Raw genomic sequence first — 20,880 nt, 5'->3', positions numbered from 1 at the left:
GATCACCACCGTTCCCGGCATCCTCGCCGACCCGTCGGCGGTGGTCGAGGACCAGATCGGCAGGTCTGGATCCGGACGGTCTCGGCTACGCTCCGACCAGCAGAGGCCGACAGCAGAGGCCGACAGCAGAGGCCGACAGCAGAGGCCGACAGCAGAGGCCGACAGCAGAGGCCGACAGCAGAGGCCGACAGCAGAGGCCGACAGCAGAGGCCGACAGCAGAGGCCGACAGTGGAGGAGCGCCATGACCGAGGACCGGGAGGGCGTGGTCGTCTACTGGCGGCACGGATGCCCGTACTGCATGAAGTTGATGTTCCTGTTGCTCTTCAGCCGGCTGCGGTACACGAGGGTCAACATCTGGAAGGATCCGGACGCGGCGGCGTTCGTCCGCTCGGTGGCGGACGGCAACGAGACCGTGCCGACGGTGACCGTCGCGGGCCGGCCGATGGTGAACCCGTCGGTCCGCAAACTGCTGGCGGCCGTCCGCGAGCACGCCCCACACCTGCTTTCCGGCCGCGCCTGAGCCTCCTCCGCTCCGCGTTCTGCCGGTGACAGTCTGCTGTCCGCAGGACTACTCAATCTCGGCAGGCATCGGGAGCACTGTGGAGGAACCGTGACCCGGAAGCTCGTCCTCACCGCAGATCTGATCCGGGCGCAGTTACGGCGGATGCGCACGGACGGCGGGCTGAGCCAGGAGGAGTACGGCAAGATCGCTCACTATTCCGCGTCGATGGTCTCGGCGGTGGAACCGCAGCCATGGATGTGACCGGCGCCAACTGGCGGACGTCCACCCGCAGCGGCTCCAGCGGCGGCAACTGTGTCGAGGTGGCCGACAACCTGCCGGACGTCGTACTGGTCCGGGACAGCAAGGACCCCGACGGCGGCAAGCTGGCCTTCGACGCCGACGCGTGGCGGGCCTTCGTCGGAAGTGCCCGGCGAGGCTGATCGGGGCAGCGGGGGTCACGCCGGCACCGGCTCGGGCGTGGGAACCTGGTCCCGGCGGCGCAGCCGAGGTGTGAGATAGAGCGCCACCAGCAGCGAAAGCGCCCCCATCACCGCCATCGCCAGACCGACCGGCAGCCAGCCCGCCACGGCGCCCGCGATCGTCGCCGCCACCGCCTGGAAGGTCAGCATGCCGGCCGAGTGCAGGCCGAGCGCCTGTCCGCGTAGCTCCGGCGGGGTCAACTCGATCAGCCGCTCCTGGAGCAGCAGCCCGCCGCCGAAACCGAACGAGGCGGCGGCGACCGCGACCGCGGCGACGGGCAACGGCAGTGACAGGGCGAAGAGCAGATACGGCGCCCCGAGCAGCAGCTGTAGCGGCGTGACCGTCCGGGCCCGCCACCGGGCCGGAAGGAACCTGCCCAGCAGTACGTCCCCGGCGAGCATGCCCGCCGCCCCGGCCACGAAGAGCACTCCCGCCGCATTGGGCGCGTACGGGATGAAGATCGCCTCGCAGCCGACGACGAGGCCGTTCGGCACCCACATCGCCAGGTACGCGTGCCGGCGGCCCGGCATCGACCAGAGCTCGGCGTTGACCCGCCAGGTCTGCCCCACCGACGGGCGGCCGGTGGCCCGGGGCGGGCGCCGGGAGAGGCCCAGCCGGGCGGTGAGCGCACCGGCCAGGGTCAGCCCGCCGCCGATCACCAGTACCTGGCGGGGCGAGGTCAGCGCGACCAGCAGCCCACCGGTGGCGAACCCGGTGATCTGGGTGACGCCGAGGGACATGTTGAAGACCGACCGGCCGAGGACGTACCCGCTGCCAGGCAGGATCTCCCCGAGCAGTCCCCAGCGGACGCCGCCGGCCACCGAGCCGACCAGCCCCTGGAGACCGATCACGCAGAAGATTCCCCAGACCGGCATGCCCGGCAGTGCCAGCATCAGGGTGCTCAGCCCGGCGAACACCGCGATCGCGACCATGGCGGCCCGGGGCGGCACCCGGTCCGCGACGCTGAGCAGCGTCGCCGCGCCGAGCACCTGGGCGAAGTACGACCCGAAGAGGCTGAGCGCGGCGAGCAGCGGCGACCCGGTGGCCGCGTACACCAGGGTGCCGAGCGCCAACCCCGTGACGGTACGCGCGGCGGTCAGCAGCGAGACCGTCGCGAAGAGCGGCCGGAATTCGCGGACCCGGAACAACTCCCGATAGGTGTGCATGCGCAGGAGTCTGGGGAGCGCCGCCCCGGCAAGATACCTTTTCGGCTGTACGCGAGAGGTCGTCGGCACACGGAACCGGGGGAGGCGCGCGGTGGGCACCTGGCGGATCGGTACGGACGCACTGGCCCGGAGCCGGTTCGCCGTCTCCGCCCTGGCCGAGACGGTCTCGGCGCTCAAGTCGCTGAACACCGGGATCGTCGTTCCCGGGCAGCGGGACTGGCTGGCCACCCACGCTCCCGGTTACCGGGAGCGGATCGCCGCCGATCCGTTCGCCCGGGCGCTGGTGCGGGCCGCCTTCCGGCCGAGATGGGTGGCCGACTTCCTGACGTCACCGCCCGCCGGACCGGAGGAGACGTTCGCCGACGAGCTGGCGCGGGTCCGGGCCACCCCGCCCGAGGCCGCCCGGGCCGAACTCGACGGCGGGCCGGCCGCACCGCTGCCGGCGGAGCTGGCGGTGCCGGACCTGCCGGATCGGGCCGCGGAACTGCTCGGCTGGATCTGGACCCGGACGGTGGAACCGGACTGGTCGCGGCGCCGCCGCATCCTGGAGGCCGACATCGTGTCCCGGACCCAGCAGCTCAGCTCCGGCGGCTGGGCAAGCACGCTCGACGGGATGAGGCCGGGAATGCGGTGGCTCGGCGACGGCCGGTTGCAGGTCAACAACTACGACCTGCCGGCGAAGGACCTGGCCGGGGCGCAACTGCTGTTCATCCCGAGTACCAACCACCGGGGCTGGCTCGGCTCGGCCGGATCGGACCGGCACTCGATCGTCTACCCCTGCACCGGGATCCTGGCCGACCCGGCCGATCGCCAACCGCCCCGGGCATTGAGCCGGCTGCTCGGACCGGTCCGGGCGGGCATCCTGACGCTGCTGGACTCGCCGAAGAGTCCCACCCAGCTCGTCGCGCTCACCGGGTACGGCTACGGCTCGGTCGGCGGTCACCTCCAGGTCCTGCTGGACGCCCAGCTCGTCCGGCGCCGCCGGTCCGGCCGTTCCGTGCTCTACTTCCGTACTGCCGCCGGGGACCTACTGGTCGGCGCCCAGCACCGGGACGCCGACCCGTCCGGTCTTCCTCGGCAGTCACCACCCATTCACTGACCGGTGGCGATGAAGACGTTCTTGACGTCGGTGAACGCGTGCAGGGCGTCCGGGCCCAGCTCCCGGCCGAGGCCCGAGCGCTTCATCCCGCCGAACGGCGTCCAGTACCGCACCGACGAGTGCGAGTTGACGCTCAGGTTGCCGGACTCCACGCCCCGGGCCACTCGGATCGCCCGGCCCACGTCCCGGGTCCAGATCGAGCCGGAGAGGCCGTACTCGGTGTCGTTGGCCAGCGCCACTGCCTCGGCCTCGTCGTCGAACGGCAGCACCGAGACCACCGGGCCGAAGACCTCCTCCCGCCAGTGCCGCTGCGCGGGCGACCGGGCCAGCAGCACTGTCGGGGCGTACCAGAAGCCGGGGCCCTCGGGACAGGAGCCGGTGAAGGCCACCTCGGCACCGTCGACACAGGAGGCGACGGAGGCGCGCTGACCGGCCGAGATGAGCGGACCCATCTCGGCGGTGTCCAGCGCCGGGTCCTCGACCCGGAACGCCTGCACGGCCGGCTCCAACAGGGCCAGGAACCGGTCGTACACCGGACGCTGGACCAGGATCCGGGACCGGGCGCAGCAGTCCTGGCCGGCGTTGTCGAAGACCGCGTACGGCGCGGTCGCGGCGGCCCGCTCCAGGTCGGCGTCGGCGAAGACCAGGTTGGCGCTCTTGCCGCCCAGTTCGAGGGTCAGCCGTTTCACCTGCGCGGCACAGCCGGCCATGATCCGGGTACCGACCTCGGTCGAGCCGGTGAAGCAGATCTTCCGGACCGCCGGATGCGCGACGAACGCCTCCCCCACCACGCTGCCCCGACCCGGCAGCACGGTGAAGACGTCCGGCGGAAGCCCGGCGTCGAGAGCCAGCTCGCCGAGGCGGATCGCGGTCAGCGGCGTCAGCTCGGCCGGCTTGAGCACCACCGTGTTGCCCGCGGCGAGCGCCGGCGCGAAGCCCCAGCCGGCGATCGGCATCGGGAAGTTCCACGGCACGATCACCCCGACCACGCCGAGCGGCTCGTGGAAGGTGACGTCCAACCCGCCGGGTACCGGAATCTGCCGGCCGGTCAGCCGCTCCGGTGCCCCGGCGTAGTAGTCGAGCACGTCCCGGACGTTGCCCGCCTCCCACCGGGCGTTGGAGATGGTGTGCCCGGAATTGCGTACCTCGAGTTCGGCCAGCTCCTCCCGGTGCGCGTCGACCTCGGCGGCGAACCGGCGCAGCAGGCGGGCCCGGTCTCCCGGCGCCACCTCCCGCCACGACCCGTACGCCCGGGCCGCCCGGTCGATCGCCGCGTCGGCCTCCTCGGCACCGGTCGCCGGCACCGTCGCCACCACCAGCCCGGTCGCCGGGTTCACCACTTCGGTGACCGGGGCGGCCGGGTCAGAGTCGTTCGAAGCCACGGCGCAGCTCCCAGTCGGTGACGGCGGCGTCGAACGCGGCCAGTTCGACGCGCGCGTGGTTGGCGTAGTGCGCGACCACCTCGGCACCGAACGCCGCCGCGGCCAGCGGCGAGTCGTCCCAGCGGACGAGCGCGTCCCGCAGCGTCGACGGCACCCGGGCGGCGGACCCGTCGACGTAGGCGTTGCCGATGAACTCAGGTTCCAGGTCGAGGTCGGCCTCGATCCCGTGTACGGCTCCCGCCACCAGCGCCGCGATCGCCAGGTACGGATTGACGTCCGCCCCGGGTACCCGGTTCTCCACCCGCATGCCCTGACCGTGCCCGACCACCCGGAGCGCACAGGTGCGGTTGTCGCTGGCCCAGCGCAGCGCGGTCGGCGCGAACGACCCGGGCTGATAGCGCTTGTAGGAGTTCACGTTCGGCGCGAAGAAGAGGCTGAAGTCGCACATCGTGGCCAGCAGCCCGGCCAGCACCCGGCGCCCGGTGTCGGAGAGCTGGGCCGGACCGTCGCCGAGCATCGCCGAGGAGCCGTCGGCCGTACGCAGCGAGAAGTGCACGTGGCAGGAGTTGCCCTCCCGCTCGTTCGGCTTGGCCATGAAGGTGATCGCCATCCCCTCCTGGGCGGCGATCTCCTTCGCCCCGTTCTTGTAGACCACGTGGTTGTCGGCGCAGGTCAGCGCGTCCGCGTACCGGAAGGCGATCTCGTGCTGGCCGAGGTTGCACTCGCCCTTGACGCTCTCCGGGGTCAGGCCCGCGCCGGCCATCTCGTTCCGGATCCGTCGCAGCAACGGCTCGACCCGGGCGGTACCGAGCAGGGAGTAGTCCACGTTGTACTGGTTCGCCGGGGTCAGCTCGCGGTAGCCCCGACGCCAGGCGTCCTCGTACGTGTCGCGGTAGAGCACGAACTCCAGCTCGGTGCCGGCGTACGCGGTCAGCCCGTGCGCGGCGAGCCGGTCGAGCTGGCGGCGCAGGATCTGCCGGGGCGAGGCGACGACCTCACCGGAGCCGTCCAGCCAGGCGAGATCGGCGAGCAGCATCGCGCTACCGGGTTGCCAGGGGACCCGCCGCAGCGTGCTCAGGTCGGGAACCATCGCGAAGTCGCCGTAGCCCCGCTCCCAGCTCGACATCGCGTACCCGTCGACGGTGTTCATCTCGACGTCCACCGCCAGCAGGTAGTCGCAGCCCTCGCTGCCGTGCCGGAGCACCTCGGCGAGGAAGTACGGCGCGTGGAACCGTTTCCCCTGGAGCCGGCCCTGCATGTCGACCAGGGCCAGCACCACCGTGTCGATCTCACCGCCGTCCACCGCCACCCGCAGTTCCTCCACGGTGAGCGCGGGGAGCCGGGGCGTCAACGCCCCTCCCCCGGCCTGACGGCGTCGGCCCCGGACCCGGATTCCGGCTCGGGATCGGGTTCGGACCCGGATTCCGGTTCGGGCTCGGGTTCCGGATGCGGGGCGATGTTCTGGCGGGGGCCGGTGAACCAGTGCCGGGCGCTGAGCACCCACCAGAGCCAGGCCGCGCCGAGCACCACCACCACGGCCACGATCGTGTAGTTGAAGTTCGACGCGGTGACCGGGGCCGAGGTGGGCAGCACGAAGAGGACGCAGATCACGCCCACCCAGCCGATCGCCAGCCAGCCGACCAGCGGACTCCACCGGCCCAGGTGCCACGGGCCCGGGGTGAAGTCCGGGCTGCGGCGGCGCAGGAACACCGGCCCGACGTACGCGATGTAGAGGCCGATCACCGCGATCGAGGTGGCGGCCAGGTACGCGGTGGTGTTCCAGAGCGAGGGCAGCACCAGCAGGGTCGAACAGACGACACAGAGCCAGATCGAGTTGGTCGGCGTACCCGTCCGGGGGTTGACCCGGCGCCAGATCCGCGAACCGGGCAGCGCGCCGTCCCGGCTGAAGGCGTACGTCATCCGGGAGTTGGCGGTGACCGAGGCCATCCCGCAGAAGAACTGCGCCACCACGCAGATGAACAGCAGGAAGAACCCCAGCTCCTCGCCGGCCGCGTCGATGAAGATCTGCGCCGGTGGCAGTCCGAGTTCGGTCTGCCGCTGCGCGTCGTAGTCCTGAATGGACCAGGTGATCGCGAACAGCAGGAAGAACCCGGCGACCACCGAGACCACCACCGACATCACGATGCCCCGGGGTGCCGACCGGGCGGCGTCGTGGGTCTCCTCGGCGACGTGCGCGCTCGCGTCGTACCCGGTGTAGGTGTACTGGGCCATCAGCAGACCGACCAGTACGGCGTAGACGGCCGCGCCGGTGAAGTCGAAGCCGGTGGCGTTGCGGACCTCGAAGAAGACCTCCGAGATCGGCTTGTGCTGGTCGGGGACGATCGCCAGCACCCCGACGATGACGGCCACGCCCACGAGATGCCACCAGGCGCTCACGTCGGAGAGCACCCGTACCAGGTTGACCCCGAAGGTGTTCAGCAGGCCGTGCGCGACGATGATCACGAGGAAGACCACGAAGGTTCGTTCCGGCGTCACCTCCAGGCCGAAGGTGAGGCTCAGGAACGCGGAGGTCGTGATCGCGGCGCCGAAGTCGATGGCGGCGGTGACCGCCACCTCGCCGAGGAAGTTGAACCAGCCGATGAACCAGGCCCAGGCCGCCTTGTTCCGCTTGGCCAACGCCGCCGCCCACCAGTACAGCGCCCCGGCGGTCGGGTACACCGAACAGATCTCGGCCATCGCCAGCGCCACCAGCGTGACCATCCCGCCGACGAGGAGCCAGCCGAGGGTGATCGCCATCGGGCCACCGGCGGTCATCGCGATGCCGTACGACGTGATCGCGCCGGCCAGGACCGAGATGATCGAGAAGGAGACCGCGAAGTTGGAGAACCCGGAGAGCTTCCGCCGCAGTTCCTGCTGGTAGCCGAGCTGTGCCAGGCGCTGCTCGTCGAGACCGACCTCCGGCGCGGCTGGCGTACCGCTCGGCTGGGTAGGTGCGCTCATCAGTGTCTCCTTCAACCGTGCCGGATGAAGACTGTGACCTCCGCCACTTCTATCCGAGATCGTCCGCCGGCCGGAGATCCACGTCAACCGATCACGCCGAAGTCGACCGGCGTGTCGGTGGCAGAGTGGATCGCATGCGCATCGGGGTGCTGGGCCCGCTGGAGGTGCTGGCGAACGGAACGCCGGTGCCCATCGGCGGCGTACGGCTGCGCGCGTTGTTGATCCGGCTCGCCCTCGACCCTGGCCGGGTGGTCAGCGCGCCGGGCCTGGAGCTGGGATCTGCTCGCCGAGCCGGAACGCGAGGCGGCCGCGCGGCTCGCGGTCTTCCCGGCGAGCCTGACCTCGTCCACCGCCGAGCACCTCGGGATCGGCCCGGACCTCCTGCACGCCCTCGTCGACAAGTCCCTGCTCCAGTACGACGACGGCCGGTACCGCATGCTCGAAACGATCCGCGCGTACGGGCTGGAGCGGCTCGCCGCCACCGGCAGGCTTCCCGAGGCCAGGACCGCGTACACGAGGTGCTTCCTCGACCAGGCCGAACGGGCGGCGCCGCACCTGCGCGGGTCCGGTCAGTTGCCGTGGATCGCCCGGCTCAGTGCCGAACGCGACAACCTGCTCACCGCCCTGCGCTTCGCCGTCGAGGCCGGTGACGCCGAGACGGCGGTACGGCTCGGCGCGGCCCTCGGACAGTTCTGGACGATCCACGGCGATCATGCCGAGGCGGCGAACCGGTTGCGCGGAGCGCTCGCGGTGCCGGGCCCGGTACCCGAGCAGATCCGGCTGGAGGCGGTGGCGAGTTTCCTGATCAGCTCCATGCTCGCGGGCGACCTGGCCGACGCGGCGGCGGTGGCCGGACCGGTACGCGGGTCCGGGCCCACCGCCGCCCTCGTCCGGGCGCTCCTCGCGCTGGTCGGCGGCGAGTTCGGCGCCGGGCTGTCCACACTGGACGGGTACCTGACCCACCCCGACCCCTGGACCAGGGCGATGCTCTGGCTGGTCCGGGCATTCCTGCTCGGCACCGAGGGAGATTCGCACAACGGCCGTCAGGCACTCGGCACCGCCGTCGAGGGCTTCCGGGTGGCCGGTGAACGCTGGGGCCTCGCGCTGTCACTGATGTCCCTGGCCTCCACCGCGCTGTCCGCCGGCGACTTCGACGAGGCCGTCGCCGCGCTGGACGAGACGATGACCCTGCTCCGGGTCCTCGGCACCGACGCCGACCAGCGGATCTGGGCGGCGATGGTCCGCATCGACGCGGGCGACGTGACGGCCGCCCGCGCCGACCTGCTGGACGTGCTCGACCAGGCCCCGTCGATCCGGCACATCGCGCTGGCCCGGCTGACCCTGGCAGACCTGGCCCGGTACGACGGTGACCTGCGCGAGGCGGCACACCAACTCGCGCTGGCCGGTGTGGACGGCGATCCGGCGTACCGGGTGTTGTATTCGGCCGGAGCGGGCCGGCATGCCGTCGCCACCGGTGACCTCGACGCGGCCGCTCGACACCTCGGCCAGGCGTACGCCCTGGCGGTCACCATGCCCGACCTGCCGATGGTGGCCATGGTCGGAGTGGGCGTGGCCGACCTGCTCCGGCACTCCGGACGGCCGGAGCGGGCGGCACGGATCCTCGGTGCCGCCCACGCCCTCTCCGGAGGGCCGAGCGCCCGAAATCCCGACGTGCTCCGGCTGACCCGGGACCTGCCGGCCCTGCTCGGTCCGGATGACTACCGGACCGCGTACGACGGGGGCAGGCGCCTGGGTCGCGACGCCGCGCTCGGGCTGATCCGGGACAGCTGAGCCGCCCGCCCGGGTCACACCCGCACGCCCTCCCCGCGTCGTCTGGCGACGAAGGTGTCCCGGCACCCGGAGCAACAGAAGCCGTACCGGGTGCCGTCCAGGTCGAGGGTGACGGCGTTCTCGTTCAACGGAACGATCACTCCGCACAGCGGATCCTTCACCGCCCTGCCGGCCGCGAGATCGTTCCGGTACGGCTCGCCGAGCATCTCCACCAGGTCGGTGGAGGTCCGGGGCACCCCGTCCAGACCGATGGCGCCCTCCGAGATGCCGAGCACCAGCACCAGCACGGCGGGTTCGCGCCCCGGTTCCGCCCGGTCGTCGCCGGCACCCAGTTCCGAGACCACCTTCGTCACGTGTGCGATGAGCGGCTGACTGAGTTCCTTGCGCCACGGCGCCGGCACGTACGCCCGGACGACGTACCGGGGTGGATCGGCCGGCGCCAGCGGTTCCTCGCCGACCACCCACACCTCCGGCTCGTGGATCACGACCTGGAACATCGACCGGAAGACCTCCGCCGTGCCGGGCTGGACCTCGGCGCCACCGCTCAGTTCGTGCATCGACCCGATCCGCTGGGCCACCCGCAGCCGCTGCTCCGGATCCAGGTTGCCCTTGGCCGTGGTGAGTTCGACAAAAATCATGTCCCGAGTACCTCCTTGCCGGCAGCCTGCCGATCAGGTCTGCCAGATCGCTCACAACCGGCTGTCGGGAGCAATCGCTCATCGCGGCTGTCGGGGCAATCGCTCATCGCGGTCGCAAGGGGCACCGGTCCGTGGCGTGTCGGCACTTGATTTCGGCAATATCAACCGGTGGATCGGCTAGGTTTTCCCGCATGGGACTGCTGGGCGACGCGGTGGCGGTGCTGAACGAGCGGGGCGTGCTGGACCGGCTGGGCCGGCTGATCCAGCAGGTGTACCGACGGGCGGCGGACCGGCACGAGCCGGAGCTCGGCGACGACGCGATGAGTTTCGGCACCACCGTCTGGCGCAACCTCGTACACCTGGGCCAGGCCGAGTTCGCCGGGGTGGACGGGGTACGGGTCCGGGTCGAGGACAACTCCCTGGAGATCCTCTCCGCCGGCTACGTCGTACGGCTCTACTCGCTCCAGGGCGGGGTCGAGTCGATCCGCTGGGAGGGCAGCGAGGCCCGGCTCGGCGGCGCGGTGGAAAACAGCCGCGACCGGCAGTTGGCCTTCGACGACGAGGGGCAGTTCCCCGAGGTGTTCGCCGGGGTCGTGCCGCCGAAACGACACATACGGATCGCGCACACCGGGGACATCGTCACCGGCGAGGCGGTCGCCTACGTCGGGCTGCCCCGGGACAACCGGGACGGCGGCTCGCCCTGGTTCGAGGTGCTGCTCTGGTTCGGTGAGCCGACCACGTCCGGCCAGGCGTTGCCGGTGGTCGACGGCCCGGTGCCGCAGCCCCGGCACGACGAGTTCCCGATTCCCGAGTTGGAGCTCCGGACCCTGCCCGTCGGCGGAGCGCGCGACCTCGCACCACGATCCGGCCGGTCGGCCGGACGGTCCGCGTGACGGGCCGACTCCGACCGCCCGTTCCCGCTGCTGCCGCCGCTGCGGCGTTCGCCCCGCACACCCTGGCCCTGGCCCGCCGGTGGCGGCGGATGCGGAAGAACGAGCTCGCCCGGCAGATCGGGGTCACGGCGGCGGCGGTGAGCCAGTACGAGCTGGGCCAGGCGCGTCCCTCGGCGGCGGTACTGGCCCGGCTGGCGCTGGCGCTGTCGATGCCGGTCGACTTCTTCGCCGCCGGGTTCCCGCCGCCCGTCACCCCGGGGCAGGCGCACTTCCGCAGCCTGCGGACGACGAGTCAGGCAGAGCGGGACCAGGCCGAGTCGTTCGGCGAGATCGCCTGGCGGGTGGTCGAGGTGACCGAACGGCACCTGCGGCTGCCCCGGCTACGGCTGCCGCAACTGGATCTGGCCGAACCCGCCGGTCCCGACGACGTACGGGTGGCCGCCACCACCGCCCGGGAGTCGTACGGCCTCGGTGCGGCTCCGGTACCGCACATGGTCCGACTGCTGGAGGCGTCCGGGGTGATCGTGCTCGCCCTGCCCGACGTCTCCGAGCGGGTGGACGCGTTCTCCCACTGGTACGGCCAGCGCCCGTTCGTCTTCCTCAACCCCGCCAAGGACGACAAGGCGCGGTCCCGGATGGACGCCGCGCACGAGCTCGGCCATCTGCTGATGCACCACGACGCCGAACCCGGCAGCCAGCTCCTGGAGCGCCAGGCCACCGCGTTCGCCTCCGAGTTCCTGGCTCCGAGCGCCGTACTGCGCGACGAGTTGCCGGCCCGGCTCGACTTCGACCGGCTGCACGAACTGAAGCGCCGCTGGGGGGTCAGCCTGAAGGCGCTGGTCTACCGGGGGCACGACCTGGGCGTCTACCGGGAGCACACGTACCGGCGCGGGATGGGCCTGCTCGCCCAGTGGGGCTACCCCGAACCCGGCGACCTCGGGCCCCGGGAGGCGCCGTCCCTGCTCGGCAAGGCGGTCGAACTGCTCGACCAGCAGCAGGTCACGATCGAAAGCCTGGCCACCTCGGCTGCGCTGCCGCTGGGGCTCGCGCACACCGTGGTGGCCGCCGCCACCGAGCGCGTCCCCGAGCTGGATCTCACGGCCGGCTGAGCTTCCCGTACGGCTCGCCACCCGCCATCCGGGGACCGGACCCCCGGTCGGTAATTGCCTTGCCGGCGGCCCTCGCCGACCCGCATCCTTCTAGGCGTGACATGGCAGGAGTTCTACACCGCGTGCCGCTGCCGACTGCGGCGCGTCAGCTTCCTGGCCTGATCGGACGACTTCGCGCGCGATCTCGGCGCGCCGGTCCGGCTGGCCGGATCTGGGCCCCGAAGCGGGGCCCGAAGCCGGGTCCTCGGACGACCCGGCCATCGCGACGGCGCGGGGCGCGGTCACCTCTCTCTCATCGGGTACGGCGGCAACCGTGCCGACGCCCGCCCCGCGCCGCCGCACCACTGCCCTGGCCGAACGTGTGAGTGGTTCCCGGTCGACGTCGACGGTGATCCCTCTGCTCGGCATGTCGGTAGTCGCAGCATGTCGGTAGTCGCAGCATGTCCCAGCGCGTCGCCCTTCTCCGAGCGCCGCACGCCGCGCTGGCCTAGCGTGCCGTCTCAATCACGATGTGCGATCACGTTCGCACCGCGACCCGCTGCCGCGCCGGAGCCCGCACCCCCGGGCGGCGCCGACGAGAGGACACCGAGATGACGAGGATGCTGCCACGGCTGCTCGCCGGGTTCGGGCTGGCCCTGGCGGGGCTGGCCGGCCCGGCCACTCCGGCGACCGCCCAGACCGACGCGTCGCCCTCCCCGACCGACGCCACCGCCGCCACTTCCACTGCCACCGCCACCGCCACCGCCACCGGACTCACGATCACCGCCCGCTACGCGCTGCTCGGCGACACACCGGACGTCGTCGTACTGGTCGGGCGGTACAGCTGCGGGCCGTACCCGGACGGTGTGCCGGAGCGTGGGGTCGTCGACCTCGGCGTACGGCAGCTCGTGGACGGCGTCGAAACGGCCGCCTTCGGCTACCTGGAACCTCAGGCCTGCGACGGCGAACCCCGGTGGTACGCCGCCGAGCTGCGCGGTTACGCCGGCTCGTTCGTCACCGGCGCGGCGAACTGGAGCGGCTCGGGCTACGTGGAGGGCCCGGGTGGAATGCAGCACGTGCACGTACCGGCGACACCGATCCGGATCCGCCCCGCGACGTCCCGGTGACCACGATCTTCCGACGCGCCCCGACGATGCCCGGGAAGGGCCGTCGGACGCTCAGGTGAGCACGAGGCCGACCAGCCAGACTCCGGTGATGCTGAGCGCCGCGGCCAGCTCGACCAGCAGGGCGAGCCCGACCGCCTGGAGCGCGTGTTTCGTCGACGGCCAGGCGAGCCGGGCCTCGCCGAGCCGGGCCAGCTCGGCCAGCCACAGCCCGAGGACGAACCCGAGCACCAGCCCGACCACCGGTACGACGAAGAATCCGACGATGCCGAGCACGCCACCGGCGAGCAGGGAGAGGTTCGGCACCCCGCTGCGTTTCAGGTTGCGGCCCGGCCAGAGGTACTTGACGGTGGTCCCGAGCAGGGTGATCACGGTGGCCAGGCCGAGCACCACCCAGCGGCCCACTCCCGCGCCGTCGCCGAAGAACGCCCAGACCAGCACGCCCAGCCAGCACAGAATCAGCCCGGGGATCATCGGCACGATCACCCCGCAGACGCCGATGACGATCGTCACGCCACACAGGATGGTCACCAGTCCATCGGAGTCGGTCATGTCCACGCCCTACAGGGTGCCCTACCGACGCCGGTCGACCCGCACCGAACCACCGACGCCGGTCACGCCGCCGAATCCGCCCAGGCCGACGGCCCGGCGCACGCCGGCGACCCGGCCCAGTCCGGCGGACCCGACCGGGCCGACGGCCCGGCTCACCCCGACGGCCCGGCTCAGTCCAGCGGAGCGGTTCAGGAGACCGGCTCCCGTCGGTTGTCCGCCCGGATGGCCAGACGGCGGGTGATCTCACTCTCGGGAGCCGGCGGACCGAAGTGCCGGCCCTGGGCGGCATCGCAGCCCAGCGCCCGGAGCTGGTCGGCCTGCCCGACCGTCTCCACCGCCTCGGCGGTCACCGACAGGCCCAGCGCGTGCGCCAGCCGTACCAACGCGTCGACGATCCGGCCGTCCACCAGCCCCTGCCGATCGCTCGACCGGATGCCGTCGACGAACGGACCGGCGAGCTTCAGACTGTGGATCGGCAGCCGGCGCAGGTACGCCAGGTTGGAGTACCCGGTGCCGAAGTCGTCGATCGCCAGCCGTACGCCCAGGGCGGCGAGCCGGCGCAGCGCGGGCAGCGGCTCGCCCGCGATCGCCATCACCGCGCTCTCGGTCAGTTCGAGTTGCAGAAGGTCGGCCGGCAGGCCGGTCTGGCGCAGCACCTCCGACACCGTGGCGACGATGCTCGGATCGCCCGCCTGCCGGGCCGCCAGGTTGACGCTGACCACCAGCCGGACGTCGGGGAAGTCCCGGAGCCAGCGGCTGGCCGCCTCGCAGGCACGCGTCAGTACCCAGCGGCCCAGCTCGACGATCATCCCGGTCTCCTCGGCCAGGCCGATGAACTCGTCGGGACCCAGCAGTCCCCGCTCGGGATGCCGCCAGCGGACCAGGGCCTCGGCCGCGCAGATCGATCCGTCGGCCAGCGTGACGATCGGCTGGTAGTCGACGGTGAACTCGTCCCGCTCCAGCGCCACGGACATCGCGACGACCAGGGCCGACTTCGCCTGCTCCCGGGCTCGACGCTCCGGGTCGTAGGTCGCCCACCGCCCCCGGCCCTCCGCCTTGGCCCAGTAGAGGGTGACGTCGGCGGCCTTCATCAGCTCGGAGGCGGTGGTGGCCGCGATCGGACCGGCCACGATGCCGATGCTCGCTGTCACCGACAGTTCCTGGTCGCCGAGCTGCACCGGCTCGGCGACCACCGCCAGCGCCGCCTCCGCCACCGCCCGCACGGCCCGGCATCCGGCGTTCTGACTGATCAGGATCACGAACTCGTCGCCGCCCATCCGGGCGAGCAGGTGTCCCTGCCCGGCCACGCAGTCGGCGAGGCGGCGGGCGACGGCGACCAGCAGACGATCGCCGAGATCGTGGCCGAGGCTGTCGTTGATCGCCTTGAAGCCGTCGAGGTCGAGGAAGCAGAGTCCGACGCGGGCCTCGGGTTGGGCCCCGGCGAAGACCTCGGCGAGCCGGTCGAAGAAGAGGGCCCGGTTCGGCAGCCCGGTCAACGGATCGTGGGACGCCTGGTGGCGCAGCCGCTGCTGCAACTCGCGCCGCTCGGTGATGTCCTCCACCACCGCCACCGTGAACCGGGGTCGACCGTCGTCGTGCCGGACCAACGAGACCGCCAGATCCGTCCAGACCGCGCTGCCGTCCTTGCGTCGGTAGCGCTTCTCGACCCGTACCGCGTCCTTCCGGCCCGCGAGCAGATCCTGGTACAGCTCCCACATCCCGGCCACGTCGTCGGGGTAGAACAGCGTGGAGACGTTGATCTCGCGTAGTTCCGGTACGGAGTAGCCGAGCAGTTCCGCGAAGGACCGGTTGACGTCAATGACCTGTCCGTCGACGTCGGCGATGCCGATCCCGATCGCGACGTCGACGAAGACCGCCCGGAACCGTGCCTCGCTGTCCCGCAGCGCCAACTCGACCCGGTCCCGCGCTGCCTGGGCGTCCTCGGCGATCCGCTCCTGCTGACTGAACGTCCGGGTCCGCAGCGCCTGGGCGAACCCGGCCGCCAGTGCCCCCTGCAACGCCGGGATCCGCGACGCCACCGTCGAGGCGTGAACCGTCGGCGGCAGCACCAGGGCCGGGAACTGGTCGCCGAGGCTGCGCACCGCCCAGTCAAGGACTCCGGGATCGACGAGGTCGCCGTCGACCATGGCCTGACCCACCTCGTACGCCGGCTCGGCGACGAACGGCTCGGCGACCGCCGCCCGAGCCAGCCGGACGGTGAGCGCCAGCAGCAGCGGCTGCCACTGGGTCGCACTCGCCGGAACACCGCCGAGTCGGGCTACCGCCGCCGCCCAGCACGCCGCGTACCGGTGCACGCCGGACTCGCTGAACCGCTCGCCCGGACCCGGCCGCGACTGCTCGGCACCGCCCGGCGTACCCGACTTTCTGCCGGCGGCGTTCGGCGTACCCGACTTTCTGCCGACGGCGTTCGGCGTACCCGACTTTCTGCCGGCGGCGTTCGGACCGGACCGGTCGACGCCGCCACCGGCAGGGGCGGAGGTGGGCACGGCTACGCTACGCCGCGGTCGTGCCGGCCCACCGCGCCGAAGGCGCCCAGCCGTTCCGGATGACCGTCGAGTTCGGACGGATCATCGGGCCGCCAGAGCGGCAGGTGCACCACCCCTGGTTCGACGAGCGTGAAGTCGCCGAAGAAGGCGGTGATGTCGGCCCGGGACCGGAGGGTGATCTCGGTCGCCGTACGGGCCGACAGCCGTTGCGCGTCGAGCATCTCCGGCGGCTGGTCCTCGTACGTCGAGTGCGACAGGAGCAGGTGGCTGCCCGGTACCGTGGCGGCGCGCAGGGTGGCCAGGATCTCCGCCGGCCGGTCGGCGTCCGGGATGAAGTGCACCACCCCGGCGAGCAGTACGGCTACCGGTCGACCGAAGTCGAGCAGGCCGGACTTCTCCGCCTCGGTCAGGATCCGGTCCGGCTCGCGCAGATCGGCGTGGATGACCCGGGTGTACTCGTTGTCGGCCAGGATCGACCGGCTGTGCGCCACCGCGACCGGGTCGATGTCGACGTAGACGATCCGGGCCTGCGGGTTGACCGCCTGGGCGACCTCGTGCACGTTGCCGACGGTGGGGATGCCCGAGCCGATGTCGAGGAACTGGTCGATCCCCTCGCCGACCAGCATCCGTACGCCGCGCTGGAGGAAGGCCCGACCGGCGCGCATCGTCTCGGCCAGGTTCGGGGTCATGCCGGCGATCTGCTCGGCGAGTCGGCGGTCGACCTCGAAGTTGTGCGCGCCGCCGAGAAAGTAGTCGTAGACCCGGGCTGCGCTGGGCCGAGTCAGGTCGATGTCCGCAGGTAGCCCGTCCGGCAGTCGCATGTCGGCCTCAGCTCGTCACTCCGGCCCGCGCAGGGCTGCTCGGCCACGACCTGCACGGGCAGGCGGCGCCGGCAGCCCCGGGAAGGGTCGTGGTGATCGACCCACACTTTAGGGCCTGTACACCCGATCTTCTACCGGCCGCCGGCCGGCGGGATAGGTTTGGCCGCATGGCGCAGGCGCAGTTCAACCGGGAGACCGGTGTCGATGGCCGGTCGGCCCGACCGGCTCACCGGTCGACCGGACGGTCGGGCGCGGTGGCCCGGTCCCGGCCCGCACCACGGTGACCGATCCTCGCCCCGGTGCCGGACAGTTCCGCCACGACCGCCCCGGCTCCGCGGGGCGGTCCCGGCCCGACCGACACGACCTCGCCGGGCAGGACCGGGTCCGGGTCGGGCAGGCCGAGCTGCGGCGCGGCAGGATCGCCCTCGCCGCCGGGGCCTGCACACTGGCCGGCGCGGTCGCGGTGACCCTCGCCGTGGACGCCGGACCGAGTCCCGGCTTCGCCGGCTACGTCAGCGAGGCCGGCGCGTCGGACAGCCCGAGCGTGTGGACGTACCGGCTGGGTGTGCTGGCCATCGCCGCCGGCCTGCTGCTGCTCGCCGTGGCGATGCCCCCGGCGCTCCGGCTGGCGACCGGGCTGCTGGCCGCGAGCGGCCTGGCCACGGTGGTGTCCGCCGGGGTGAGCTGCCGGAGCGAGTGTCCGCTGCCGCCCTTCGACCAGACCACCCTCGCCGACCTGGTGCACGGCGGCGCGAGCATCGCGGCCGCCGCCGGCACCGTCTTCGCCGTACTGGCGGTGGCGTTGACCGCCGGAGCGGCGCCGGCGCTGCGCCGGCTCGCCACGGTCGCCGCCGTGGTCGCCGTCCCGCTGTCGCTGACCGCCGGGGTCGCGCTGCTCGTGGTCGGCCGGGGCCTTCTGACGGGTACGGTCGAACGCCTGCTCCTGATCGACCTGGCGGCCTGGGGTGTGGCCACCGCGATCGCGCTCGGACTGGTCCGGCCGGCCGGCACCGCGACCCCGCCCACCGGCACCGGCCCGGATGACCACCCCGGCACCGGCCCGGGAGCTCGACCGGCCACCGGTCCGGGTGAGGCGCCCCGTGGTGGCCGCCCCGGCGGTCCCTCGGCCGGGCCGCGAATGTGACATCGGTCGCTTGTAAGGCGCCTCACGGGCCCCTCTCCTTTCACTTCACCTCTCCGTCGTCGTAACGTCATCCCGCGATGAACAACGTCTGGTTCCTTACCGTCCGCCTGTATGTCGATCTCCGACTACAGGCCAGCGGCTGCTGTCCGGGCTGACGCGCCCCTCCGGACCGCAGACCACCATCCGGCCGCGAGCGCGGACCCGTTCACCGGGAGATCCGCCCCGCCGGACCCAGACCTCTTGGATTCCCTGATGCCCTCTGCTCTTCGCAAGATCCCATTCTCCCTACAGATCCTGCTCGGACTCGTGCTCGGCGTCGCGCTGGGCTACCTGGCCCGGGCCGCCGACATCTCCTGGCTCGGTACGACCCTCGACACCATCGGCAGTCTCTTCGTCCAACTCCTGCGGCTCGCGGTTCCCCCGCTGGTCTTCACCGCCCTGGTGGTCAGCCTGGTCAGCCTGCGTGGCGTGGCCAACGCCGCCCGGCTGGCCGCGAAGACGCTGCTCTGGTTCGGCATCACCGCACTGATCTCGGTCGCCGTCGGCATCGGGCTCGGCCTGCTGACCAACCCGGGTCGGGGCGTGACCCTGGACGTCGCCGGGGCCAAGGCGCCCGAGCGGACCGGTTCGTGGACGGACTTCCTGACCGGCATCGTGCCGGAGAACCCGGTCGGCGCGTTCGTCGAGAACAACGTGCTGCAGATCGTCTTCCTGGCCGTGGTCGCCGGGATCGCCTCGCTGCTGGTCGGCGCCGCCGCCGAGCCGTTCGTCAACTTCAACAAGGCGCTGCTGGCGATCACCCAGAAGGCGCTGTGGTGGCTGATCCGGCTCGCCCCGATCGGCACCCTCGGCCTGATCGGTCACGCCGTCGAGGCGTACGGGTGGGACCTGCTGGCCCCGCTGGCCAAGTTCACCACCGCGGTGTACGTCGGCTGCGCGATCGTGCTGCTCGTGGTCTACCCGCTGGTGCTGATCCTCGCCGGCCGGCTCAACCCGCTGCGCTTCTACGCCGGCACCTGGCCCGCCATCGAGTTGGCCTTCGTCTCCCGCTCCTCCGTGGGCACGATGCCGGTGACCCAGAAGTCCGTGGAGCGGCTCGGCGTTCCGCGCGAGTACGCCTCGTTCGCCGTACCGTTCGGCGCGACCACCAAGATGGACGGCTGCGCCGCGATCTACCCCGCGCTGGCCGCGATCTTCGTCGCCCAGGTGTTCGGGGTGAGCCTCAGCCCGCTGGACTACCTGCTGATCGCCTTCGTCTCGGTGGTCGGCTCCGCCGCGACGGCCGGGCTGACCGGCGCGCTGGTCATGCTCACCCTCACCCTGAGCACCCTGGGCCTGCCGCTGGCCGGCGCCGGTCTGCTGCTCGCGATCGACCCGATCCTGGACATGATCCGCACCGCGACCAACGTCGCCGGTCAGGCCCTGGTGCCGACCGTCGTCGCCGCCCGCGAAGGTGTCCTCGACCGCGCCGCGTACGACAGCGCCGGCCGGCACGAGCTGATCGACGACGAGCCGCCGGCGGAGACGCCGGCCCGGGACCGCGACCCGGCCCCGGTACCAGCCTGAGGTGTTAGGAAGGGCCCCTTCTTCTACAAAAAGCGATAAGAAGGGGCCCTTCCTTTCACCCAACTTAGGGAGCGTGGATGAGCGTTCTGTTCAGTCCGTTCAAGCTGCGGGGCGTGACGCTGCCGAACCGGGTGGTGATGGCGCCGATGTGCCAGTACTCGGCCGGTCCCGACGGGCTGCCCACCGACTGGCACCGGGTGCACCTCGGCTCCCGGGCCGTCGGCGGCGCCGCCCTGGTGATCAGCGAGGCCACCGCCGTCGTGCCGGAGGGGCGGATCAGCCCCCGGGACACCGGACTCTGGTCGGACGCCCACGTCGACGCCTGGCGCCCGATCACCGCCTTCGTCGCCTCGGCCGGCGCGGTGCCTGCCGTCCAGCTCGCGCACGCCGGGCGGAAGGGTTCGACGTACTGGCCATGGTCGACGGTCCGGGGCGGGGTGCCGGACGACGAGGGCGGCTGGACTCCGGTCGGGCCGGAGACCGAGCCGTTCCTGCCGTCGTACCGGGTGCCGGAGGCGCTTGACCAGACCGGCATCGCCCGGGTGGTCGACGCCTTCGTCGCGGGTGCGGCGCGGGCGCTCGACGCGGGTTTCCAAGCGGTCGAGGTCCACGCCGCACACGGCTACCTGCTGCACGAGTTCCTCTCTCCACTGACGAACCACCGCACCGACGGCTACGGCGGGGACCTGGCCGGACGGAGCCGGTTGGTCCTGGAGGTCACCCGCGCGGTGCGGGCCACGGTCGGCGACGACGTACCGGTGCTGGTCCGGATCTCGGCCACCGACTGGGTCGACGGCGGCTGGACGGTGGCGGACAGCGTGCTGCTGGCCGGTGAACTCGCCGCCGCCGGGGCCGACCTGGTGGACTGCTCGTCCGGCGGCGGGGTACCGGACGCCGTCGTGCCGACCGGGCCCGGTTACCAGGTGCCGCTGGCGGCCCGGGTCCGGCGGGAGAGCGGGGTGCCCACCGGCGCGGTCGGTCTGATCACCGAGCCGGAGCACGCCGAGGCGATCGTCGCGAACGGCGACGCCGACCTGGTGCTGCTCGGCCGGGAACTGCTCCGCGACCCGTACTGGCCGCGTCGGGCGGCGGTCCGGCTCGGCGCCACCCCCAGCCTGCCGGACCAGTACCTCCGGGCCGGCTGAGCTGTTAGGAAGGGCCCCTT

General features: G+C 72.2%; 19 protein-coding genes and 1 pseudogene. 11 read left to right on the top strand and 9 right to left on the bottom strand.

Going from position 1 to position 20,880, the window contains the following annotated elements; genetic code table 11:
• Nucleotides 1-242: 242 nt before the first annotated feature.
• The 3 genes and pseudogenes from H4W31_RS17665 to H4W31_RS17655 all read left to right on the top strand — a co-directional run bounded on the left by H4W31_RS17665 (nt 243) and on the right by H4W31_RS17655 (nt 943).
• Nucleotides 243-521, top strand: a complete 279-nt coding sequence (locus H4W31_RS17665; RefSeq protein ID WP_192767668.1) for a glutaredoxin domain-containing protein — start codon at nt 243-245, stop codon at nt 519-521.
• A 90-nt stretch (nt 522-611) separates the two neighbouring features.
• Nucleotides 612-746: pseudogene (locus H4W31_RS17660) on the top strand (DNA-binding protein); the annotation flags it as partial.
• 8 nt (nt 747-754) lie between these two features.
• Entirely contained in the window at nt 755-943 is a 189-nt protein-coding gene (locus H4W31_RS17655; protein ID WP_192767667.1) for a DUF397 domain-containing protein, read from the top strand.
• Between the two features lie 15 nt (nt 944-958).
• Here H4W31_RS17655 and H4W31_RS17650 read toward each other — a convergent pair whose 3' ends face one another.
• A complete protein-coding gene (locus tag H4W31_RS17650) occupies nt 959-2,149 on the bottom strand; it encodes an MFS transporter (RefSeq protein WP_192767666.1) in 1,191 nt (396 codons plus the stop codon).
• Nucleotides 2,150-2,240: 91 nt separating this feature from the next.
• Between H4W31_RS17650 and H4W31_RS17645 the strand changes: the two genes are divergently transcribed.
• Nucleotides 2,241-3,248: a transcriptional regulator gene (locus H4W31_RS17645; RefSeq protein WP_192767665.1), complete on the top strand. Its 1,008-nt coding sequence runs from the start codon at nt 2,241-2,243 to the stop codon at nt 3,246-3,248.
• On the opposite strand, the gene H4W31_RS17640 is transcribed toward H4W31_RS17645, so the two are convergent.
• From H4W31_RS17640 to H4W31_RS17625, 4 genes are all read right to left on the bottom strand, one after another.
• Nucleotides 3,242-4,630, bottom strand: coding sequence for an aldehyde dehydrogenase family protein (locus tag H4W31_RS17640; RefSeq protein WP_192767664.1), 1,389 nt, complete (start codon nt 4,628-4,630; stop codon nt 3,242-3,244). The two genes, H4W31_RS17645 and H4W31_RS17640, sit on opposite strands and share 7 nt — an antisense overlap.
• A complete protein-coding gene (locus tag H4W31_RS17635) occupies nt 4,611-5,981 on the bottom strand; it encodes a glutamine synthetase family protein (protein WP_192767663.1) in 1,371 nt (456 codons plus the stop codon). Before H4W31_RS17635 ends, H4W31_RS17640 begins: the two co-directional genes overlap by 20 nt.
• On the bottom strand, nt 5,978-7,591 hold the full coding sequence (locus tag H4W31_RS17630) for an amino acid permease (protein WP_192767662.1): 1,614 nt from the start codon (nt 7,589-7,591) through the stop codon (nt 5,978-5,980). The genes H4W31_RS17635 and H4W31_RS17630 overlap by 4 nt, the downstream gene beginning before the upstream one ends.
• A gap of 83 nt (nt 7,592-7,674) precedes the next feature.
• Nucleotides 7,675-7,941, bottom strand: a complete 267-nt coding sequence (locus H4W31_RS17625) for a hypothetical protein (RefSeq protein ID WP_192767661.1) — start codon at nt 7,939-7,941, stop codon at nt 7,675-7,677.
• An 85-nt stretch (nt 7,942-8,026) separates the two neighbouring features.
• On the opposite strand from H4W31_RS17625, the gene H4W31_RS17620 reads away from it, so the two are divergent.
• The gene (locus tag H4W31_RS17620) at nt 8,027-9,382 is read left to right on the top strand and encodes a hypothetical protein (RefSeq protein ID WP_192767660.1); all 1,356 of its coding nucleotides are present in this window, start codon (nt 8,027-8,029) and stop codon (nt 9,380-9,382) included.
• A gap of 14 nt (nt 9,383-9,396) precedes the next feature.
• Here H4W31_RS17620 and H4W31_RS17615 read toward each other — a convergent pair whose 3' ends face one another.
• Nucleotides 9,397-10,020, bottom strand: a complete 624-nt coding sequence (locus H4W31_RS17615) for a YHS domain protein (protein WP_192767659.1) — start codon at nt 10,018-10,020, stop codon at nt 9,397-9,399.
• Nucleotides 10,021-10,211: 191 nt separating this feature from the next.
• On the opposite strand from H4W31_RS17615, the gene H4W31_RS17610 reads away from it, so the two are divergent.
• The 3 genes from H4W31_RS17610 (at nt 10,212) to H4W31_RS17600 (ending at nt 13,128) form a co-directional block, all read left to right on the top strand.
• Complete coding sequence (locus H4W31_RS17610; RefSeq protein ID WP_192767658.1) at nt 10,212-10,913, top strand: hypothetical protein; 702 nt, start codon at nt 10,212-10,214, stop codon at nt 10,911-10,913.
• Nucleotides 10,910-12,022 (top strand): XRE family transcriptional regulator, encoded by a 1,113-nt coding sequence (locus H4W31_RS17605; protein WP_318783242.1) that lies wholly within the window; start codon nt 10,910-10,912, stop codon nt 12,020-12,022. Before H4W31_RS17610 ends, H4W31_RS17605 begins: the two co-directional genes overlap by 4 nt.
• Nucleotides 12,023-12,612: 590 nt before the next feature.
• Nucleotides 12,613-13,128, top strand: a complete 516-nt coding sequence (locus H4W31_RS17600) for a hypothetical protein (protein WP_192767657.1) — start codon at nt 12,613-12,615, stop codon at nt 13,126-13,128.
• Nucleotides 13,129-13,179: 51 nt separating this feature from the next.
• Here H4W31_RS17600 and H4W31_RS17595 read toward each other — a convergent pair whose 3' ends face one another.
• The 3 genes from H4W31_RS17595 to H4W31_RS17585 all read right to left on the bottom strand — a co-directional run bounded on the left by H4W31_RS17595 (nt 13,180) and on the right by H4W31_RS17585 (nt 17,005).
• Nucleotides 13,180-13,683, bottom strand: a complete 504-nt coding sequence (locus H4W31_RS17595) for a DUF456 domain-containing protein (RefSeq protein WP_192767656.1) — start codon at nt 13,681-13,683, stop codon at nt 13,180-13,182.
• 182 nt (nt 13,684-13,865) lie between these two features.
• Entirely contained in the window at nt 13,866-15,992 is a 2,127-nt protein-coding gene (locus H4W31_RS17590) for a putative bifunctional diguanylate cyclase/phosphodiesterase (RefSeq protein ID WP_192772178.1), read from the bottom strand.
• 194 nt (nt 15,993-16,186) lie between these two features.
• Nucleotides 16,187-17,005 carry an SAM-dependent methyltransferase gene (locus H4W31_RS17585; RefSeq protein WP_192767655.1) on the bottom strand — a complete coding sequence of 273 codons (819 nt, stop codon included), beginning with the start codon at nt 17,003-17,005 and terminating at the stop codon, nt 16,187-16,189.
• A 280-nt stretch (nt 17,006-17,285) separates the two neighbouring features.
• On the opposite strand from H4W31_RS17585, the gene H4W31_RS17580 reads away from it, so the two are divergent.
• The 3 genes from H4W31_RS17580 (at nt 17,286) to H4W31_RS17570 (ending at nt 20,860) form a co-directional block, all read left to right on the top strand.
• Nucleotides 17,286-18,149, top strand: a complete 864-nt coding sequence (locus H4W31_RS17580; protein WP_192767654.1) for a DUF998 domain-containing protein — start codon at nt 17,286-17,288, stop codon at nt 18,147-18,149.
• 252 nt (nt 18,150-18,401) lie between these two features.
• On the top strand, nt 18,402-19,715 hold the full coding sequence (locus H4W31_RS17575; protein WP_192767653.1) for a dicarboxylate/amino acid:cation symporter: 1,314 nt from the start codon (nt 18,402-18,404) through the stop codon (nt 19,713-19,715).
• A 77-nt stretch (nt 19,716-19,792) separates the two neighbouring features.
• Nucleotides 19,793-20,860 carry an NADH:flavin oxidoreductase/NADH oxidase gene (locus tag H4W31_RS17570; protein WP_192767652.1) on the top strand — a complete coding sequence of 356 codons (1,068 nt, stop codon included), beginning with the start codon at nt 19,793-19,795 and terminating at the stop codon, nt 20,858-20,860.
• Nucleotides 20,861-20,880: the final 20 nt, after the last annotated feature.

Source organism: Plantactinospora soyae (assembly GCF_014874095.1).
In the GTDB taxonomy this organism is placed as follows: domain Bacteria; phylum Actinomycetota; class Actinomycetes; order Mycobacteriales; family Micromonosporaceae; genus Plantactinospora; species Plantactinospora soyae.
Note: the sequence above shows the minus strand (reverse complement) of the source record. Positions and strands in the feature narration are given on the sequence as shown.

What these genes read in the sequence shown, in the direction of transcription:
- H4W31_RS17665 (WP_192767668.1), top strand. Translation starts at nt 243, where the DNA reads ATGACCGAGGACCGGGAGGGCGTGGTCGTCTACTGGCGGCACGGATGC.
- H4W31_RS17655 (WP_192767667.1), top strand. Translation starts at nt 755, where the DNA reads ATGGATGTGACCGGCGCCAACTGGCGGACGTCCACCCGCAGCGGCTCC.
- H4W31_RS17650 (WP_192767666.1), bottom strand. Translation starts at nt 2,149, where the DNA reads ATGCACACCTATCGGGAGTTGTTCCGGGTCCGCGAATTCCGGCCGCTC.
- H4W31_RS17630 (WP_192767662.1), bottom strand. Translation starts at nt 7,591, where the DNA reads ATGAGCGCACCTACCCAGCCGAGCGGTACGCCAGCCGCGCCGGAGGTC.
- H4W31_RS17620 (WP_192767660.1), top strand. Translation starts at nt 8,027, where the DNA reads ATGCTCGAAACGATCCGCGCGTACGGGCTGGAGCGGCTCGCCGCCACC.
- H4W31_RS17615 (WP_192767659.1), bottom strand. Translation starts at nt 10,020, where the DNA reads ATGATTTTTGTCGAACTCACCACGGCCAAGGGCAACCTGGATCCGGAG.
- H4W31_RS17610 (WP_192767658.1), top strand. Translation starts at nt 10,212, where the DNA reads ATGGGACTGCTGGGCGACGCGGTGGCGGTGCTGAACGAGCGGGGCGTG.
- H4W31_RS17600 (WP_192767657.1), top strand. Translation starts at nt 12,613, where the DNA reads ATGACGAGGATGCTGCCACGGCTGCTCGCCGGGTTCGGGCTGGCCCTG.
- H4W31_RS17585 (WP_192767655.1), bottom strand. Translation starts at nt 17,005, where the DNA reads ATGCGACTGCCGGACGGGCTACCTGCGGACATCGACCTGACTCGGCCC.
- H4W31_RS17575 (WP_192767653.1), top strand. Translation starts at nt 18,402, where the DNA reads ATGCCCTCTGCTCTTCGCAAGATCCCATTCTCCCTACAGATCCTGCTC.
- H4W31_RS17570 (WP_192767652.1), top strand. Translation starts at nt 19,793, where the DNA reads ATGAGCGTTCTGTTCAGTCCGTTCAAGCTGCGGGGCGTGACGCTGCCG.